Genomic DNA, 19,430 nt, shown 5'->3' on the forward strand with positions numbered 1-19,430 from the left:
AAACTATAGTCTGAAAATCCCTCCTTCCTTATTTTTGCAAAAAAATTTTGTGATGGCACAGTTTCATAACCTTACTATAAAATCTATAAAAAACGTTACCGATAAGTCCGTAGCTATAACTTTTGAAGTTCCAGAAACCCTAAAGGCTAATTTTAAATTTAACGCAGGACAATATATCACCCTAAAAACAACTATTAATGGTGAAGAAATACGTCGCGACTATTCTATTTGTGCATCAACGAGTAGTGGCGATCTAACGGTTGCTGTAAAATCGGTAGATGGTGGTACATTTTCTATTTATGCCAATAAAGCCCTAAAGGTGGGCGACACCTTAGAGGTTGCTCCTCCTAATGGTCGTTTTGTATTTGAATCCAATGAAGCTAAAACCAGAACCATTGCTGCTTTTGCTGCGGGTAGTGGTATAACCCCTATTTTGAGTATTGCAAAAACACTTTTAGAGGAAGAGCCTTTTAGCAATTTTATTTTGGTCTATGGCAACAAAACTTTAGATGATGCCATGTTTGTTGATGAGCTATTAGATTTAAAAACAACCTATGGCAACCGTTTCCACATTCATTTTATTTATAGTCAAGCGCAAGAGGAAAATGCATTATTCGGTCGTATAGAAAAAAGCATTGTGAATCTTATCGTTAAAAATAAATACAAAGACGTTACCATAGAAAAGTTTTATGTGTGTGGCCCAGAAGCCATGATCCAGACCGTAAAGGACACACTGACAGAGAACGGCGTAAAAGAAAAAGACATTCTTTTTGAGCTATTTACACCACCATCTGAAGCTGAAAACTCGGATGCTTCTGAAAGTAATGAAGGGCACTCTAGGATTAAAATTATTGTTGACGAAGAGGAGTTTGAGTTTGAGATGTCCAATGAACAGTCCATTTTAGAAGCTGCGTTAAAACAAGATATAGACGCTCCTTACTCCTGCCAGGGCGGTATTTGCAGTAGTTGTATTGCAAGACTTGTCGAAGGACAGGCCGTTATGAGACAAAACAATATTTTAACCGATAATGAAGTTGCCGAAGGACTTGTTTTAACCTGTCAGGCACATCCTACTTCTGCAACCATTGTGGTAGATTATGACGATGTTTAGTATTTAAACGTTACCTTTCAGAGCTGTTATTTACTAGGAAAGAATAGACTTTATTTTTGAAACAACAGTTTCAATAGGAATACTTCCCGTTGCCTGTTCATAGTCTTGGGGATATTTATTTCCATAAATCGAAGTTGGAATTTTGGGGTATCGGTTTCTATCTGCTGTTAGCTGAAAATCCTCAGGCTGGTTGAATGGCGCAAAACCAGCAAAAGGATGTGTTACTCCCCAAATTGTAATCACTTTTACACCAAACATTGCAGCTAAATGACCATTCCCGGAATCCATAGAAAGCATAAGATCTAAATTTGAGATTAATGCTAACTCTTCGCTAAAATCCAATTTACCAGCTACGGAAATGACGTTGTTATAATTAGATTCTAATGTGTTTAAAATTTCTATTTCTTTTTGTCCTCCACCAAACAAAATAATATTATAATCTTTTGATAGCCTTGAAATAACAGCTTCCATTTGGTCTAAGGGGTACATTTTACTTTTATGCGCGGCGAAAGGGGCAATGCCAACTATTTTTTCTTTCGCATTAATACCCAGGTCCAAAATTCTTTTAGAGAGAGTCCTTGGTTTTGGAAATTTTGGTTGAGCCAAATCTGTTGATAGCCCCAAACCCTTAAATACGTCGGCATAACGTTGATGTGTTGATTTTAGTGGCCGAAAGCTTTCTCCTGAAACTAAAGCTTTTTTCTCTATTCTCCCTTTATCAATTTGTTCAAACTGTTTTCCGAAGAAAAATACCTTCAAAATCTTACTTCTTAAAACGTTATGTAGGTCGGCAACAGTATGAAAATTCAATTTTCTAAGTTCTCTCGACAATTTATAAAGGCCTAAAACACCTTTATGTTTGCCGTTAAGATCAGCAACAAAAACCTCAACGTTTGGTATATCTTCAAAAATAGGTTTAAAAAATCTTCTAGTAACTACGGTTACTTTTGCATTAGGATACTGATCCGTTAAAGCTCTCAAAACAGGAACCGTCATGGCAACATCTCCCATTGCCGAAAACCGTATGGCTAGTATGTGTTTAGGTTGAGACATTAATTTCAGAAGGTGTATCCTGAAACAAGTTCAGGATGACAACTTATTTCTGCCCTCTTAAGACAGGATTGAGCTCATCATCGTTGTACATTTTCATTTGTTTGTAAACTTTCATGTACTTATCTCCATTAGCAATATCGTTCAGCAAATCATCTATCGCTGTACTAAGATCCTTGCGTTGCTCCAACAAAACATTGAGTTTCTTTTGGCAAGCTGCTTTATGTTCGTCTGTTGCATCCTCTCTTACCGTTTCTAAATGCATGTGATAGATTTTTAAGGCTAAAATTGATAGCCTATCTATAGCCCATGCAGGACTTTCTGAATTAATCTTTGCATTTGGCTTTACCTCAACATCTTTGTATTTATCTAAGAAATAACTGTCTATATACTCAACTGTGTCGGTTCTGTCCTGATTTGAAGCGTCAATCTTACGCTTAAGCTCTAGCGCAGCAACAGGGTCTATATTGGGGTCTCTTATAATGTCTTCATAAGCCCATTGAACAGTATCAATCCAGCATTTTCTATACAATAAATGCGCTATAAGATCTTCATTTTTGTCGTATTTGTTTGTAAATGGCTGTTCCACAGTATTTAAAACTTTGTAGGTTTTAATTACATCTTGAAATATACTATTGGCTTTATCTGAAAACATATCAAATTATTTTGTTTGAATATGCAAATATACTTTGAATTATTAACTTAGCCTTTGATCAAAAACACTTTGCCATGCAAATTCATAATCTTTCAAAAACACCTTCGGTTTTAAACTCATTTATGTTAGAAATTAGAGATACAAACATACAAAAAGACCGTATGCGTTTCCGAAGAAATATAGAACGCATAGGAGAAGTTTTGGGTTATGAATTAAGCAAGTCTTTAACTTTTGAGGCGAAAACCATTGAAACCCCTTTAGGTTCTTCAAATACAACTTTATACAATGAGGATATTGTGTTGTGTTCTATTTTAAGAGCTGGTGTACCCCTTCACAACGGATTGCTGAATTATTTTGATAAAGCTGAAAATGCTTTTATTTCAGCTTACAGACACCACAAACATAATCCGGAGAGTTTTGAAATTATAGTAGAGTATTTAGCGTGTCCTAGTTTAGAGGGTAAAACCTTAATCCTGGCAGATCCTATGCTTGCAACAGGCCAATCCATGGTAGCTACTTTCGAAGCCCTCAAACCGTTTGGAACCCCAAAAGACATTCATCTTGTGAGCGTTATCGGAGCCCAAGAGGGTGTTGATTTTGTATCACAACATTTTGAAAAAAATGCACACTTATGGATTGCCGATATTGACGACCATTTAAATGACAAAGGTTATATTATCCCAGGTTTAGGGGATGCCGGTGATTTGGCCTTTGGGCACAAACTACAGCAATAAACTTAAAATTATTACGACAATAAACAGAGAAATAAAAATCTCTCTAAACCACTTTTCTGAAACCCCTTCAATGTAATTTGCCATAATTATTGCATAAGGTGCAAAAAGGAATATATACTCGCTACCATTTTTCATAGGAGCAATGATTGCCACTAAAACCGCAATTATAGATGACCAAGCTATCAAAAAAAAGGATGGCTTAAGGCGCTTGTTTTTATCTTTTATACCTTTAAAAAAATAAATTAAGGTCCATATAAAAGAAGCGAAAAGCACCGTGAATCTGGTGATGAAAATAGCACTGTTATATCCGGAATAATCTACACTGGCATATCGACTAAAATTGGAGTCTCTAATAAAAGTATCGTACTTCAATATATTAAACGAAATAAGTAAAAGGATTACAGTGAGCATCCCGATAAAGGGGATAATTATATTTTTAATGTCGTTCTTGGAATGATAAATCAAAGCAACAATGATAACGGCAAAAAACAAAAAAGCCCAAAAGTAGAAGAGTGTTGCTAGCATAATCCAAAAACCTGCATCGAACAACTTTTTTTTTATGTGTAAGTTGGAATGCAAGCTAATTAATCGTCTTAAGGCAAATAGTACAAACAGATTGGCCAATAGCAGATCTAGATGTTTTAATGTTTCTGGAATCATTCCAAGTAACAAACCAAAGACCATTATACCATAACTGTTTTTCTTGGTAAGATTATTCTTAGAAATAATAAAGTCTAAAAGAAACACATAAAAGATAGCAATTGCTAATTTGCTTATAGCGTTAATTATGACACCGAAGCTTGCGTAAAGGTCATTAACATTTGTAATTAAAAAAAGTGCAACTACAAATACAGCGACTATTATAAAATTAATAGGTTTAGATTTACTAAAAATACTTGTAATCATTTGCTGTTTTTGTATTTTTGCTACTCAATAATCTTTTAATATAAGATTATAAGAGGATTATTGAATTTTATATAAATATAAATTAAATCTCGCTAGACGAGTAAATTTAAAAAGTTATGAAAGATTTCTTTTACGGAATACAAGATTTATTTGTTGATGTATTATTTGCACCTTTTGACTATTTAAGAGAGTTGGAACTTACCTCTTGGTTTACCGCTAATACTTTGTCTTGGTTTTTTATGTTGATTGGTTTTGTTGCTTTTATGTATTGGATGATGCAATTAGCAAAGTATAATGCCAATAACGAAGAAGATAAAAGCGTTACTGCACATTCTTATCTCTAAGCCCTACAGGTCAAATCCAATATCCTTACGATAATACATCTTATCAAAATCTAGTTTAGCTATATTTTGATAAGATTTTTTTATGGCTTCATTGTACGTAACACCATAAGAGGTTACGGCCATTACGCGACCTCCAGATGTTACTACTTTACCATCTACCTCTTTTGCTCCAGCATGAAATACGATAGAATCTTCAATCGCTTCTAATCCTGTGATTTCTTTTCCCTTTTCATAAGCTTCAGGATAGCCACCAGATACTAGCATTATTGTAGTTGCAGCGCGTTCATCTATATCTATAGCCACTTGAGATAAGGTACTATTTGACATCGCTTTGAAAATCTCCACCAAATCTGTTTTTAATCTCGGTAGTACAACTTCGGTTTCAGGATCTCCCATTCTCACATTATACTCTATAACTTTAGGATCATCACCTACCTTTATAAGCCCTATAAAAATAAAACCAACATAAGGCAGATTATCCTTCTTAAGCCCCTCAATAGTTGGCTTCACAATTTGATTTTCAATTTTACTTAAAAATTCGTCAGTAGCAAATGGCACTGGAGAAACCGCACCCATACCTCCAGTATTTAATCCTGTATCCCCTTCGCCAATACGTTTATAATCTTTTGCCGTAGGAAGTATCTTGTAGTCGTTACCGTCAGTTAAGACAAAACAACTTAATTCTATGCCTTCTAAAAACTCCTCGATTACTACCTTGGAACTAGCCTCTCCAAATTTTGATTCGATAAGCATATTTTTAAGCTCTGCTTTGGCTTCCTCTAAATCATTTAGAATTAAAACCCCTTTACCAGCTGCTAATCCATCTGCCTTTAAAACGTAAGGCGCTTTTAAACTTTCTAAGAATCTGTAGCCCTGTTCTAAATTGTCCTTGGTAAAACTCTGATAGGCTGCGGTTGGAATGTTATGCCGAGACATAAATTCTTTGGCAAACTCCTTGCTTCCTTCCAACTCAGCTGCAGCCCTTTGTGGTCCAATGACAGCTACATTTTTAAGATTTTCATGATTTAAAAAGTAATCATGAATGCCTTTCACTAATGGGTCTTCAGGGCCAACTACAACTAGTTCAATATTGTTTTGAATTACAGCATTCTTTATGGCCTCAAAATCGGTTACCGAAATATCTAAATTCGTAGCAATAGATTGAGTTCCAGAATTTCCAGGGGCAACAAATAGATTTTCACAATGACTACTTTGCGCGATTTTCCATGCAAATGTGTGTTCTCTTCCTCCAGACCCTAAGACTAAAATATTCATGATTGTGTTTTGTTTGGGCAAAAATAATTGGTTTTAAGATGAAAAAACAATTAATTTACAGAAACCTTTTGGCCTTTATACGACTTGCGACTATTCGATTTTTCATTAAAACTTAATGGCTTTGAAATTAACAAGGCAAAAATTGCATTGGAAAAAATTCAATCGTTACAAAAAGACGGTTTTAATGACTATTTAAACACCACGCGTCAGGAAATTCTGGCCTTTCATTTACAAAATAATAGCTTTTATAATGCAATCTTTAATGAAGCTGATGTTAATAATTGGGAATCTGTTCCTGTTATGACCAAACAACATTTGCAACAACCCTTAGAACATAGATTAAGCAATGCTTATAGAGCAAATACAGTTTATGTAAACAAAACATCAGGCAGTTCTGGAGACCCGTTTATTTTTGCCAAAGACAAATGGTGCCATGCCTTGACTTGGGCAGAAATAATGAATCGTTTTTCATGGTATGATCTTGATTTTAACACTTCTAAACAAGCACGTTTTTATGGAATCCCATTAGATAAAAAGGGCTATTATAAAGAACGATTAAAGGATTGGTTTAGCAACCGTTATAGATTTTCGGTTTTTGATTTAAGTGATGTTGCTTTTGAAAAGGTGTTGGCTAAATTTAAATCAACACACTTTGACTATATTAATGGATATACAAGTCCAATCGTGCAATTTGCCAAATTTCTTAAAAGAAAAGGCGTAGTTCTAAAAACAGTTTGTCCAAGCTTAAAAGTGTGTATCGTTACTTCTGAAATGTTATTTGATGAGGACAAAATACTATTAGAAACACAACTAGGCATACCAATTGTAAATGAGTATGGCGCTTCTGAATTAGACTTGATTGCTTTTCAGAATCCTAAAGATGAATGGCAAATAAATAGCGAAACGCTTTTTGTTGAAATATTAGATGGAGAGGATAATGTTCTTCCTTATGGAAAGGAAGGACGAATCGTCATTACCTCACTATATAATAAAGCTCATCCTTTTATACGATATGATATTGGAGATGTTGGGATATTGGATAAAAAAAGTACCATACAAAAACCTATTTTAAAAAAATTAATAGGAAGAACCAATGATATTGCATCCCTGCCAAGTGGTAAAACAGCTACCGGACTCACCTTTTACTATATTACCAAATGTGTGATTGAAGACGATGGGAATGTTGCTGAATTTGTCATTGAGCAGCTAAGTTTAGATACTTTCAAAATAAAATATGTGAGTAAAGATGAACTTTCAGCAAATAAAAAAGAATCTATTGGCAAGGCAATGATTCAATACCTAGAACCTGGTATTTCTATTATTTTTGAACGTTTGCCAAAACTAGACCGATCTAAATCAGGTAAGCTGAAACAGTTCACCTCCTTAATAAAATAAGGTTATGCAGAAATTAATGATAATTACGTGTTATTTTCCACCAGAAATTGGTGCGGCATCTAATCGTATTTTTCATTTGGCACATGGTTTAAAAACGGATTATGATGTAACGGTTGTGACGCCCTTACCAAATTATCCTACAGGTAAAATATTCCCTGAGTTTAGAGGTAAGTTTAAGATAAAAACTCAGGAGAATAGCATTAAAGTTGTTAGGCTGTGGTTGTATGCAAGCAAGTCTAAAAATAAGTTTCTGCGTTTGTTTGCCATGCTATCTTACAGTATTAGTTTAGTTTGGTTTTTTTTATGGAATAAGATTCCTGATAAAGTAATTGTTCAATCTCCACCACTTTTGGTTGCTTATACCTCTATGTTTTTTTTACGATCTAAGAAACGGAAATTGATTCTTAATGTTAGTGACTTATGGCCCAGTGCAGGTTATGAGCTTGGTGCTCTAAAAAAAGGGTTTAGCTACAAAACGCTTCAGAAGTTAGAACGATTTAATTATAAATCGGCAGATTTAATTTTAGGTCAGAGCAATGAAATATTAGCTCATATCGGTAAAATCGCCTCTAAACCTCAATTGTTCCTTTATAGAAACTATCCAGATATTAAACGATTAAGTATTGCGCCAACAACTACCGATGACACCTTAAAAATTGTGTATGCAGGTCTTTTAGGTGTTGCTCAGGGTATTTTAAAGCTATGTAAGGAACTTAATTATCATAACGTAGAATTGCATATCTACGGGTCTGGTGCAGAGGAAGATGATATAAAACTGTTTATTGAAAAGCACAACGACTTGCCTATTTACTTTTATGGAAGAGTTGATAGAGCCTTGCTTCATGAAGAGCTGAGAAGGTATGATATTGTTATTATACCATTACTGAATAGAATTTATGGATCAGTACCTTCAAAAATATTTGAGTACGCTAAACTGGGTATGCCTATGCTTTATTTTGGAGGTGGTGAAGGAGAGGACATAATCAATGATTGTAAATTGGGTTGGGTTTCCAAAGCCGGTGATTATGCACAGCTTAATTTTACTATAGAATCAATCGACAAAGAGGTATTGACTTCAGAAACGAGAACTAAAATACAAGAATATGCTTATAGATATTTTGACTTTGAGAAACAACTAAGAGCCTTAAAAACCCAACTTTAATAGGCCTTATCTTCACCTTTTACAGCATTTACAAAGGTTTGTGCTATAATTTTTAAATCTAAAAGTAGTGACCAGTTTTCGATATAAAATATGTCGTACTTTACCCTTCCTATGATGTCTTTATCTGTTTCGACTTCTCCCCTGAAACCACTCACCTGAGCAAGACCTGTAATACCCGGTTTTACAAAATGTCTTACCATAAACTTGTCAATTTTTTTTGCATACATATTGGTGTGGCTTACCATATGTGGTCTTGGCCCAACGACCGACATATCTCCAAACAATACATTAAAGAATTGAGGTAATTCGTCTATACTCGTCTTTCTAATAAACCTACCAACCTTTGTTACACGTTGATCATCTCTAGTAGCTTGGTGCAGATGAGCTGTCTTATTTGGTGTCATGGATCGGAATTTATAACAATCAAATTCCTTGTAGTTAAATCCATTTCTAGATTGCTTAAAGAATACAGGGCCTTTTGATTCAAGCTTGATGAGAATAGCCACTATTGGTGTCAACCAAGATAAAATAAATACAATTACAAAACTTGAAAATAAGATATCAAAGATACGCTTGACAATCAAATTGGCAGAATCTTCTAATGGAATATTTCTTAATGTTAGGATTGGTATGTAATCGTAATATTCGTAACGTAGCTTTTTAGAATAAATCTCCTTACTATCAGGGATAAATTTTAAAATTTTAAGATTATTGTCGGCAAAATCTACTATATCAGCAATCTGAGAATTTGTGAGTTCTGAAATAGAACAATAGATTTCATCAATTTTCTCGTTTAGGATATAATTAAAACATTCATTTAAAGATTGTTCTTTACTTTTAAAACTATATGTTTTTTTATGAAGGTAACCATACTCTGGATTTTTATTAAAAAAATTCTCAAGAGCAAGGGTTTTTTTGTTGAGTCCCAGGATTACTGTAGATCTATAATTACCCCCAAAGGAAACCCTGTATTTTTGAAGCAAGTAATAAACTGTGAATTTTAAAATCGTGATTATAAAAAAACAAAGTAGTGTGTATTTTACTATTGGTCTTGGGTAGATATTTAAGTCGTGATATAATCCCGAAAATGCAAATACGTAGAGCGTAAATAGAACTAACTGCTTAACTACTAAAGATAATATGTTGACAGGTCTAGTATATCTATATACCTCATAAAATTTAGAGTAAATAGACAGCAAAACCCAACCAATAGAAATAAAGGCTGAAAAAATTAATGGGTCTTGATTTTGTAGTAAATACAAAAAACCTATCCCATTTATAATACTTAAATCTATTAAGTAGGAAATAGGTCTTAGGTATCCTGAATATCTTCCGTGTTTGAATAAACTCAACCTCTCCTAATCTTTTAATCTCTGTAAAACTTCAATGATTTTAGCCGGCAAATATGATAAAAATAAAAATGATACCCGAATTTAGATAATCAATCTTTTTTTCTTCTAATCCTTAAATTTAAATATTTAATCGGTTTATCAATCTTTTTTGTAGACTTTTTCTAGAGCCTATATATGGTTTTTGTTCTCCAGCTTTACTTGGATTAAAAAAATAGATGTTTGTTTTCTTATTAAACTGAACGCCCTGAGTATTTTTGAAGTATAAATGAAACATTTCTTGCTTGATAAACATTTGCCTGTTGTCATTTTCTAATAATACACTCATAACCTTTAAATCAACATTTTCAAGACTTTCTGTAACATAAACTTTGAAATCTAAAGGTTCTTCCTCTAAACAAAACTCTACAAATTGAGAACCTTCGGTATTAACCACCTCAGATTTAACAACTAAGTTTTTTCTATTTTGAGAATTATATTTAACTGTAAATACCCCACTTTTTGAGGATTCCAACTCTAGTCTTATTCTAAACATCGATCCATCATCAAGACAGTTTTCAACACATGAATTAAATGCAAATAATGTAAAGAAGAATGTTATAAATAAATAATGTTGAAATTTCATTTAATAAAATTGAACCTATTATAAATTGATTTCCTTTAGTGTCCTAAAATTAAACTTTAGTAATTTAGCCACCAAATTATGTGTTAAACAAATGAGAGTAGGGATTGATGCTAAATGGTATTTTAATGGGCACCCAAGCGGTAAAGTCGTTGTAGAAAATATTGTGAATCATATTGTAAAAAAAGATTCAACAGTGGACTTTTATATTTTTTTAAGTAAAAAAGATCGTCATTTGAAATTTCCTATCGAAAAACCGAATATACACCTAGTATACATCCCAAACTTTCTAAATGCTTTTACGAACATTTTTATTATGCCATTTTACACATCTAAATACAATTTAGATGTGTGCATGTACCAGAACTACGCCCCTCTATTTGGTGCAAAAAAAATTGTAAATTATGTTCATGACGCACTATTTATGGATTTTCCTGAATTCTTCTCTTTAAAAGAAAGAATTTACTTTTATCCCATGAAATATCTCTCTAAATGTGCTGATCATGTTATTACTATATCCTATTCGGAAAAAGAAAGGATGCTAAAGCACGGTTTTTGTGAGGACAAAAACATTAGTGTGGTATATCATGGTTTGGGCTTGGCAAATAAAAAACAGTTCTTAAATAAGGTAAATATCTTTGATAAGTATAATTTACCAAATAAGTTCATACTCTATTTAGGAAGATTGAATGTAAGAAAAAACATTCAAAACCTTATTAAAGCATTGCCCTTAGTCTCTGAAGAAGTTTCCCTTGTTATCGTTGGAAAATCTGATCATAAGACATTTGATTTGGACCAATTGACTGATAGCCTAAAGGTGAAAGATAGAGTCGTTAAGGTTGGCTATATTCAGTTTGAAGACATTGAGTTTTTCTATAAAAATGCTTTTGTTTTTTGCTTCCCTTCTTTTGCTGAAGGGTTTGGTTTGCCTCCATTAGAAGCTATGCATTATGGAACCCCTGTTGTTGTTTCAAATAAAACATCTTTACCGGAAGTTTGCGGAGATTCCGCACTTTATATTGACCCCAATAAACCAAGTGAAATTGCTAATCAAGTTAATCTTTTATTAAATAGTCAAAGTCTTAGGAATAAACTTATTAAAAAGGGAAAACAAAGATCTTCTGAGTTTAGCTGGGAAAAAGCCTCTAGCGAGATTTTAAATATTTTAAAAACAATATAACAATTAATGAAACTCTCTGTAATAATTGTTAACTATAACGGCGAAAAATATTTAGCTGACTGTTTAGACTCAATTGAAAAGCAATGTTGTGATTTTTCATATGAAATTATAATTTGGGACAATGCTTCCAAAGACAACTCTGTAAAGTTTATACAAGATAATTATAGTGATAAAATTAAGCTTTTTGCTTCTAATGATAATTTAGGATTTGCAGGCGGAAATAATGCTGCCGCAAAACACGCAAAAGGAGACTATCTGTTATTATTAAATAACGATACTATTTTACTTAATCCTTTAAAATCTATTTTAGATTTAATGGATAGAGACTCTAAAATAGGGGTTTTAGGAATAAAGATGTTAAACGGAAACAAGGATTATATTATTTCTACCGGTTTATTACCCAAACCTTATCATTTGTTTTATTTTAAATGGTTTTCAATAATTAACAAAGAGTTTGCTTCAGGAAAATTTTTAAGCAATCAACCTATAGAAGTTGGTTGGTTATCAGGTTCCTTTTTAGTAACTCCAAAAAGTTTATGGGAGGAAATAGGTGGTCTAGACGAATCCTTTTTTATGTATGTTGAAGATGTTGACTATAATAAAGAAGCAGCAAAACGAGGTTATAAAAGAGTATTTGTTCCCTCTATAGAATACATACATTTTGTTGGCTTTAATGGCGCAAAAAACAACTTACTTGTGAAAGGATATCGTATTTATATAGCAAAGCACTTTAAAGGCATTAGTAAAGTAATTGCCAGTTTATGTTTAAGTGCTAATGAACTTGTAAAAAAGGTAAAAGGAAATTATTGAAGATTCATTGTTTTTCATTTTGTTTCTAAGTATGCTTAACAACCATGAAGTTTTTTTTTGATCCTAAAAAATCACAATCTAAAAACCATTAAAAACCTAAATTAACTTATAAACTATTTATAACCATATTTTGTTATTTGATTTTCAATGGTCTTATTTAGCCATTTCTTCTCTTCTTCACTCAAAGTACTCCTCCAATTACCAATTTTCCCTTTATTAAATGTAGAGCTTTTAACAGAATAAATTTTATTACAGACGTTTTCCAATTGGTCCTGATTTAGCTCAATAGATATATGATTACAAATACTTTTTACAGCTTCCTCTTGTTTGTGCTTATCTCCTCCTCCATTTGGGCCAATTAAGTTTTCAAACTTTATACACAAAACTTCATCAGACTGTGTCCAAGGTAAAAATTTATCTAAAACTTCATCGAATGGTTCTAGCACATCCTTTTTTCCTTCAATTATCGCTTTTAGTTTTTCAAATCTTGAGTCATAAGATGTTATGAATCTATGAGATTTTTGGGTGATATCCATTTTCTCAATATAATTTAAGTGAGATAACAGTACATCTCTAGGATCTCGTACTAAATGAATGATTTTTGTATTGTTAGTGTTTATAGTTTTTAGGGCCTTTTCATGATATTGCATGTGGGCTAGGAGAAATTGCCCTTTCTTAATCGAAGATAGTACTCTAAGTTTTGGTTCAATAGGGTTTTGCGTCTCTAATCTCAATGTTTTTTTTCCACAATGTCTCATTAATGGTAACTGTAAAAAAAGGCTTTCTAAAAGGTGTGTACCAGATTTAGGTAAAGAATTTAGAATTACTTTAGGACCATGCTTTCTTCCTTTAATCTGTGACTTTTTAAGGCTATGGAAAAAAATCTCTATTCGTTTAGAGAAATAATATCTGTATTTATCTAAGCTGTTCTTTGCTTTCATTGCGATTTTCTAGTATAAAAAGTAAAACGTATAGTGCACCAAAAAAAAGCATACCTCTTTGTCTCCATATAACTGATTCAGTAATAAACAGTGTCATACTTATAGCTACAAAGGGTAAAAAATACTTGATTTTAAAAGCTCTTTTTAATGCTAGTATAAGGCTTGTTATAAATGCAAATAGCCCAACAACACCCAATTCTGCAAAAACCTGTAGATACTGGTTATGAAAATTATAAGTGTGGAACCTTAAGGGAGTATTTAGTCTCTCGTGTATTTTTTTAATTTCTCTTTTTGAAGCATCTAGACCAACTCCAACTATATGACTTTTCGGAGAATCAATCATTTCATTAAAAACTCTGATTTGTAATAATCTTGCTTCCAGTCCTGTGTAAACTCTTCCTTTTTTAAAGCTTTCCTTATTTAAAATTTCTTTATAAGAGGTGTCAAACTCAGAAACAAATCTATTTTTTATTGGATTCGCAAAAGTTATGACTAAAGAAAAGACAAGTAAAATTAAAGCCAATAATATAAATCTAAATGAATTCCTTTTGATCTTGAAAATTGCAATTACTGAAGACATAACAACCGTTACAGACAGTATCATTTTAGAAGACAACATAATTAAGAAAAAACCTAGAATTAGAAGCTTTATTAACTTAAGAATTAATTTAGCCTCATAAGTCATAAGTGTATATAAAAAGCAAAAGGAAACCAAATACGACACATATATAGCATTTAATTCTAAAGGGGATACTAATTCATGGTAATACAAAAATCCTTCAAACTCGTACTTATAATATCTAAAAATAGCCTGGGTAACTAGTATGATAGCCAAGCAACTTAAAAAAATTGAAAACCTATTTAGTATCTTTCTTACTTCTTGGTTAGATATATTTGGGAGAAACATACCTGCCAAAGCAAAAAGAAATAATGGAATTTGCCTCCCTATGCCGTGTATGGTTTGTGGTTTATCTATAGACCAAGTTACTGAAGCAAAAGAGAACAAGCTGAAAAATAATAATGGCATTATTGCTTTTCGAATATGAAATTGTTTTGCCTTTACAATCCATATTATTGAGAAAGTAAACCAAATTCCAAGTGAAAGACTACTAAAAAAATAGCCGAGCAGAATAGTACATAATAGAACTAATGTTAGGTGACCAAATGTCGTTTCCCATATATCATTTGTTCTTCTCATCAAAACAGGTGTTAAAAAACTTTAAATAGCTATTATTTATATATTCCCAACTGAATTTTGTTTTAATTTTATCACTATTTCTTTTAATTAAATCAAGCCTATCCTTTTTGTTTTCATTTTTAATGAGCTCTGATACATCATCGGCTGACTTAAAATAAAGAGCATCGTCTTCAAGTATAGCATAGTTAAAATCATTGTGATGAGCTGCAATCAGTGAATGAGAACCCATTGCTTCTAATAATGAAGGGTTGGTGCCTCCCACGGAATGTCCATGAAAATATAGTCTAGAGTTAAACCTTAAGTTGTCTAAAGTTTCTAAATCATAAATTGCGCCCAAAAATCTTATGCCTTTATGTTTGGCAAATTTCTTTTTTAAATAATTTCCAAAGGGTGTGGACTCTATATTTCCTATGACGCAAAATGGATACCCTGAATGGCTTTTTAAATAACCCTCCAATATCATTTCGATATTATTTTCAGGCTCCATTCTTGCAATTAACAGGAAATATTCATTGGTTTCTAAATCTTCGAATGAGAAACAAGCCTTTTCGCTTGGTATAAAAACACTAGCACCGTAAGCAATGTACTCTGAATTTTTGTTATATTTCCTTTTAATATATGATTGAATTCCTGTAGAATCTGAAATTAAATAATTACTTGTTTTAATAGCGAGTTTTTCAGCGTAAAGTAAAAACTTTCGTACATTTTTAGAGTATTTAGTTCTTTTCCATTCTAAGCCATCCATGTTTGTAATAATAATAGGCTTGGAAGGCAATAACCACCCCCAAATAGAGCTGCTTGTGTAGCCTAACTGCAGGATAATATCAAAGTTCCTTTTTCGAGAATCCCGAATACAATTGAAGTCATAAATAAATTGCCCAACAGTGCCTATCTTAGATTCTGGATCGTAAGCATGAATGATATTTACACCTTTATAAGTATTACTTTTATAGGGGTGTAGATGAGAGTTGTAAACGTAAATATCATGCCCTTGTTCTTTAGCATATACAGCAAAATATTCTGTAAATTGCTCAAAGCCACCATGATGATTTGGTATACCTCTAGTTCCTAATATTCCTATTTTCATCTGGCCTCTCTATAATGATGTTGTAAAAATAATAACGCCCCTAAAAAAAGTGTTATTACATCTTCTGGGTTAAAAATACCAGAAATTATTAAGCTCGTAAATATGTAAAAAAGAGCTATTGCTGCTATCATATTATTAATAAATCCAGATTTGATGGTCCTAACCTTTTTATATGTCTGCAAGTAAAGATTAGTAAAAAAGAGTAAATAAAATATAAGTCCTATAATGCCTGTTTTGAAAATTATATATACATACCCATTATGTATTTTTGGAATATATCTCATCGGCTCTTTCCCAAGCTGTGCCTCAAAACCCAAATCTATTAATGAACCTAAACCTTTGCCAAATACAAACCCTATACCACCTGGTGTATCACTTACTTCCTCTAACGCTTTTAATGCTTCATAAGATCTCCATTTATCCCATCGCTCAGCAGCATCTTTGAGGTTAACATCAAAAGAAAATATTTCACTTGGCGCTATCTTAATTTTGTATAAAAACCCCTCAAAACCTTCAGCCCCTCTATCTATATCTAAGGAAAAAAGTATTCTGTAAAATATTAAAACAGCTAAAAACAAGGATGATAAAATTATGAGTGTCCTTTGTGATAATCTCGCATAACCATTGGCTGCCAACAAGATTATTAATAGTGCGACCATCATGGTCCTCGAGAAATACATTATAAACGAAATGGCTAAGACAAAATAAACTAATTTTTTGTATTTAAGCTTTAATTCAAAATATTTGTTTTTTTTGTTAAATATTAATAGCGCACAAACCAACAACTCAACAAAATTATCTTTGCCACCTATATTTCGTATCGCAGATATTTTATAATCAGCTGTATCAATTAAAAAAAAAAGTACAGTAATGAAATGTATGATTGCTAAGATGATCCCGACGTATATAATTGTTTTAAAAATTAGGTCTTTATCCTTAATTTTAGAAGCAATAAAATAGCCTAAGAGCATATATATTAAAGGTTTAAGCAAATACAATGTATCCTTCGCAACATCATAAAGAGTATTCTCATAGAAAAAATGAACAACAAAACCTAAGCTGAAAATTAGTGCTAAAATTGTAAAACTAATAATCATATTTTTTGAGATTCTCAAATTACAATCTGCCACACTTATTGTTAAAAACAAAATAGCCGTTATAACATTAAACTCAAAAGACCTTACTAAAAACGGGGTAATTAAAGCTATTGCATATATCCACTTATATAATGAATCCTTATGTAATATTAAACGCATTAGTATTAGAATAGTTGTCCTTTATACAAACCTAACAAAATTTAGTTCTTTAGAAATAGAAAATAACGGATATGTTTAGCTTTTAACTATACCACTCCTTTAAGTCTCTATCAATTAAAGTCTCTAATTTTTTAACATCGCTTTTAAAAAATTCTTGAAGCTTAGCCTTAGAATAATTGTCTATTTTAGTTTGTTTTAAATTTTTCTTTTGAATTTGATTAAGTAAATTATTTCTGAGCCGTTTGGTTAGAAAGGGTTTTAATGATCTTTTTATGAAGTTATCCCCTATAAGTATTCTCGAAATAATTTTGTTTTTAGGTTTTCCCGAAGCATTAAGTCTATTAATGGGTTGAAAATTAAATTTTTCTAAGTTTAAAAAATCAACAATATCACCTAATATTTTATTTGTATCAGATTTAAAATCCTCATATAAAATAACTTTTACATTATTAAATTCTTCCAAATATGCCTTTACTTGATTTGAATATAAACCTCTGTCTTTATAAAAGAAATCGAAATGGAAATTATTTTGCATTCTATCCTCTTCAGCATCTAAGGCCTCGTTAAAAGTTAATTTTTCCTCTAAATCTCTAATCTTCATCATATATTGAGAATAGGCTCTATCCACAGGGTTTCTTAATACAATTAATATTTTAGTGTCTTTATGGTTGGGGATTGTATTTCTTATATTTTCTATAGTTCTATCGTAGAAATACAAATATGGTGTAGAAGATTCACCTCTTATTTCTTTAGATTTACCGTTCTCAAAAATTTCCTTGTAGTCCTCTAATCTAGTTATAAATTTTACAATTCTTTTTGTGGATTTAAAATTTAAATTCTGCTGATCTTTAAACACAAAGAAGCATGGTTCCTTCCATTCTGTCATAAATACTTTTGGGTGTTGTTTTAAGTATTCATGTATTGTGGTAGTCGCTGCTTTAGCTGTCCCTACTATTAAGAAGTTTGGCAAGTTATTATTCATTTCTTAAGGTAATAAAAGGGATGTAGAATGTTATGTAGTTTAATTTAAAATAAACATAACAGGCTGAAAACACATTAATTATAAGGGTTCCTATTACTGAAATTATTGCCGCACCAAGCAATCCATATATTGGAATTATATAATAATACCCCATTAAAATAAACAGTGCGGTGACAAAAATAATGTTTCTCAATACTTTTTGGTGTCCTGTCATATTTAAAAAAATACCTACCGAACCTGTAATGGCATTTATTAATTGTCCTAAAATAAGAATGATTAAAATATTGCGTCCGATAGTGAACTCTTGCCCAAAGAAGTTTAAAACCAATTTAGAGCTAATGGTAAGCAACAATGAAATTGCAAATGAAGACCAAAAAATTAGCTTTGAAGATTGTTTAAGTAGCTTGTTTAAATCGTCCCGCTTATTGGCCCAGAAAAGTTCTGAGAATTTCGGTGCAGAAATAGTGTTTACAACGGTCAAGACTAAACTAACCAATTGTGATAACATTATACATACACTATAGATACCAACTTCTTCGGTTGTAGAAAATATTTCTAAAAAAAAAATACCTGAAAACGCCAAAATAAATGAGGCGATTTCAGTTACAAGCATTGGTAGTGATGTTTTAATAAAATCATTTCTTGAAAATGATATTTCTAGAATTGATTGTGGTAATTTTTGAATATGGGCGAAAATAAATAAGAAAGAAATTGCAAATGTTACCACAATACCAAAAGCTAGAGCATATATTGCGTTTAACAAATCCAAATCCAACACTTCAATTATCAAAACAAATAAAATAATGATATAGGTATTGGCACTTCGCAAATACTCTGACACTTTAAGTGATTTTAATCCTCTTATAAACTCAATGTTAATTAAATTTAAAGTAAATAACGGCAAGATTATAGCGATGATTTGAATAGAATTTGAGTAATTCTCATTTTCAAAAATATTTAAAGCTATATAATCTGATGTGGCAAATAATAAAATTCCAATAACTACTGAAAAGGGTAATGAAATAGAGCAATAGGTTTTAAAAATTCTTTTATAATAGGTGCTTTTATTTGGTTTTGTATTAAACTCCCCAACATATCGTAAAACAGAAATATTAAAACCTAAAGCACTAATTAAAGCTACAGACCTAATGGTTCTAAAAGTAACACTATATAAGCCTACTCCATCTGCCCCATACCTAGTTGAGATTAGTATAACAACTAGATAGCTCAAAATCATACCAAAAACTTTAAGTACAAATGTTATTGAACTCCCTGTCAGTAACTCTTTTAAATTATGGTCAGAAACGAGTGTTTGTTTTAGTTTTTGAATCAATTCAAGACTTTTATTAATATATGATTACTTGTTGAATCTC

General features: G+C 31.8%; 19 protein-coding genes. 7 read left to right on the plus strand and 12 right to left on the minus strand.

The window, feature by feature from the left end:
- Nucleotides 1-52 precede the first annotated feature (52 nt).
- Nucleotides 53-1,111: a ferredoxin--NADP reductase gene (locus ACFQ1K_RS11245; protein WP_320554834.1), complete on the plus strand. Its 1,059-nt coding sequence runs from the start codon at nt 53-55 to the stop codon at nt 1,109-1,111.
- Between the two features lie 33 nt (nt 1,112-1,144).
- Here ACFQ1K_RS11245 and ACFQ1K_RS11250 read toward each other — a convergent pair whose 3' ends face one another.
- Nucleotides 1,145-2,164 (minus strand): glycosyltransferase family 9 protein, encoded by a 1,020-nt coding sequence (locus tag ACFQ1K_RS11250; RefSeq protein WP_320554835.1) that lies wholly within the window; start codon nt 2,162-2,164, stop codon nt 1,145-1,147.
- Between the two features lie 43 nt (nt 2,165-2,207).
- Nucleotides 2,208-2,816: a DUF4254 domain-containing protein gene (locus ACFQ1K_RS11255; RefSeq protein WP_320554836.1), complete on the minus strand. Its 609-nt coding sequence runs from the start codon at nt 2,814-2,816 to the stop codon at nt 2,208-2,210.
- 74 nt (nt 2,817-2,890) lie between these two features.
- Here ACFQ1K_RS11255 and upp point away from each other — a divergent pair, with 74 nt between their 5' ends.
- Nucleotides 2,891-3,550, plus strand: a complete 660-nt coding sequence (gene upp / locus ACFQ1K_RS11260; RefSeq protein WP_320554837.1) for a uracil phosphoribosyltransferase — start codon at nt 2,891-2,893, stop codon at nt 3,548-3,550.
- Here upp and ACFQ1K_RS11265 read toward each other — a convergent pair.
- Nucleotides 3,539-4,456, minus strand: a complete 918-nt coding sequence (locus tag ACFQ1K_RS11265; protein ID WP_320554838.1) for a DUF6427 family protein — start codon at nt 4,454-4,456, stop codon at nt 3,539-3,541. The genes upp and ACFQ1K_RS11265 overlap by 12 nt on opposite strands.
- A 116-nt stretch (nt 4,457-4,572) precedes the next feature.
- Between ACFQ1K_RS11265 and ACFQ1K_RS11270 the strand changes: the two genes are divergently transcribed.
- Nucleotides 4,573-4,800, plus strand: a complete 228-nt coding sequence (locus ACFQ1K_RS11270) for a DUF6341 family protein (RefSeq protein ID WP_320554839.1) — start codon at nt 4,573-4,575, stop codon at nt 4,798-4,800.
- A gap of 3 nt (nt 4,801-4,803) precedes the next feature.
- Here ACFQ1K_RS11270 and purD read toward each other — a convergent pair whose 3' ends face one another.
- Nucleotides 4,804-6,075, minus strand: coding sequence for a phosphoribosylamine--glycine ligase (gene purD, locus ACFQ1K_RS11275; RefSeq protein WP_320554840.1), 1,272 nt, complete (start codon nt 6,073-6,075; stop codon nt 4,804-4,806).
- Nucleotides 6,076-6,159: 84 nt separating this feature from the next.
- Here purD and ACFQ1K_RS11280 point away from each other — a divergent pair, with 84 nt between their 5' ends.
- Together ACFQ1K_RS11280 and ACFQ1K_RS11285 are read left to right on the plus strand one after the other, a co-directional pair.
- Entirely contained in the window at nt 6,160-7,470 is a 1,311-nt protein-coding gene (locus tag ACFQ1K_RS11280; RefSeq protein ID WP_320554841.1) for a phenylacetate--CoA ligase family protein, read from the plus strand.
- Between the two features lie 16 nt (nt 7,471-7,486).
- Entirely contained in the window at nt 7,487-8,632 is a 1,146-nt protein-coding gene (locus ACFQ1K_RS11285; RefSeq protein WP_320554842.1) for a glycosyltransferase family 4 protein, read from the plus strand.
- Here the strand turns inward: ACFQ1K_RS11285 and ACFQ1K_RS11290 are convergent.
- On the minus strand, nt 8,629-9,984 hold the full coding sequence (locus ACFQ1K_RS11290; RefSeq protein ID WP_320554843.1) for an undecaprenyl-phosphate glucose phosphotransferase: 1,356 nt from the start codon (nt 9,982-9,984) through the stop codon (nt 8,629-8,631). The two genes, ACFQ1K_RS11285 and ACFQ1K_RS11290, sit on opposite strands and share 4 nt — an antisense overlap.
- A gap of 118 nt (nt 9,985-10,102) precedes the next feature.
- Complete coding sequence (locus ACFQ1K_RS11295; protein WP_320554844.1) at nt 10,103-10,606, minus strand: hypothetical protein; 504 nt, start codon at nt 10,604-10,606, stop codon at nt 10,103-10,105.
- Between the two features lie 91 nt (nt 10,607-10,697).
- On the opposite strand from ACFQ1K_RS11295, the gene ACFQ1K_RS11300 reads away from it, so the two are divergent.
- Nucleotides 10,698-11,783, plus strand: coding sequence for a glycosyltransferase family 4 protein (locus tag ACFQ1K_RS11300; protein ID WP_320554845.1), 1,086 nt, complete (start codon nt 10,698-10,700; stop codon nt 11,781-11,783).
- Between the two features lie 6 nt (nt 11,784-11,789).
- Nucleotides 11,790-12,593 (plus strand): glycosyltransferase family 2 protein, encoded by an 804-nt coding sequence (locus tag ACFQ1K_RS11305; protein ID WP_320554846.1) that lies wholly within the window; start codon nt 11,790-11,792, stop codon nt 12,591-12,593.
- A 113-nt stretch (nt 12,594-12,706) separates the two neighbouring features.
- Here the strand turns inward: ACFQ1K_RS11305 and ACFQ1K_RS11310 are convergent, their stop codons facing one another.
- The 6 genes from ACFQ1K_RS11310 to ACFQ1K_RS11335 all read right to left on the minus strand — a co-directional run bounded on the left by ACFQ1K_RS11310 (nt 12,707) and on the right by ACFQ1K_RS11335 (nt 19,390).
- On the minus strand, nt 12,707-13,534 hold the full coding sequence (locus tag ACFQ1K_RS11310; RefSeq protein WP_320554847.1) for a sulfotransferase domain-containing protein: 828 nt from the start codon (nt 13,532-13,534) through the stop codon (nt 12,707-12,709).
- A complete protein-coding gene (locus ACFQ1K_RS11315; RefSeq protein WP_320554848.1) occupies nt 13,509-14,732 on the minus strand; it encodes an O-antigen ligase family protein in 1,224 nt (407 codons plus the stop codon). Before ACFQ1K_RS11315 ends, ACFQ1K_RS11310 begins: the two co-directional genes overlap by 26 nt.
- Complete coding sequence (locus ACFQ1K_RS11320; RefSeq protein WP_320554849.1) at nt 14,716-15,819, minus strand: DUF1972 domain-containing protein; 1,104 nt, start codon at nt 15,817-15,819, stop codon at nt 14,716-14,718. The genes ACFQ1K_RS11315 and ACFQ1K_RS11320 overlap by 17 nt, the downstream gene beginning before the upstream one ends.
- Nucleotides 15,816-17,075: an O-antigen ligase family protein gene (locus tag ACFQ1K_RS11325; protein WP_320554850.1), complete on the minus strand. Its 1,260-nt coding sequence runs from the start codon at nt 17,073-17,075 to the stop codon at nt 15,816-15,818. Before ACFQ1K_RS11325 ends, ACFQ1K_RS11320 begins: the two co-directional genes overlap by 4 nt.
- Nucleotides 17,076-17,157: 82 nt before the next feature.
- On the minus strand, nt 17,158-18,057 hold the full coding sequence (locus tag ACFQ1K_RS11330) for a sulfotransferase (RefSeq protein WP_320554851.1): 900 nt from the start codon (nt 18,055-18,057) through the stop codon (nt 17,158-17,160).
- A complete protein-coding gene (locus tag ACFQ1K_RS11335) occupies nt 18,050-19,390 on the minus strand; it encodes an oligosaccharide flippase family protein (protein ID WP_320554852.1) in 1,341 nt (446 codons plus the stop codon). Before ACFQ1K_RS11335 ends, ACFQ1K_RS11330 begins: the two co-directional genes overlap by 8 nt.
- Nucleotides 19,391-19,430: the final 40 nt, after the last annotated feature.

The sequence above is a fragment of the Winogradskyella aquimaris genome (assembly GCF_042676105.1).
In the GTDB taxonomy this organism is placed as follows: Bacteria; Bacteroidota; Bacteroidia; order Flavobacteriales; family Flavobacteriaceae; genus Winogradskyella; species Winogradskyella aquimaris.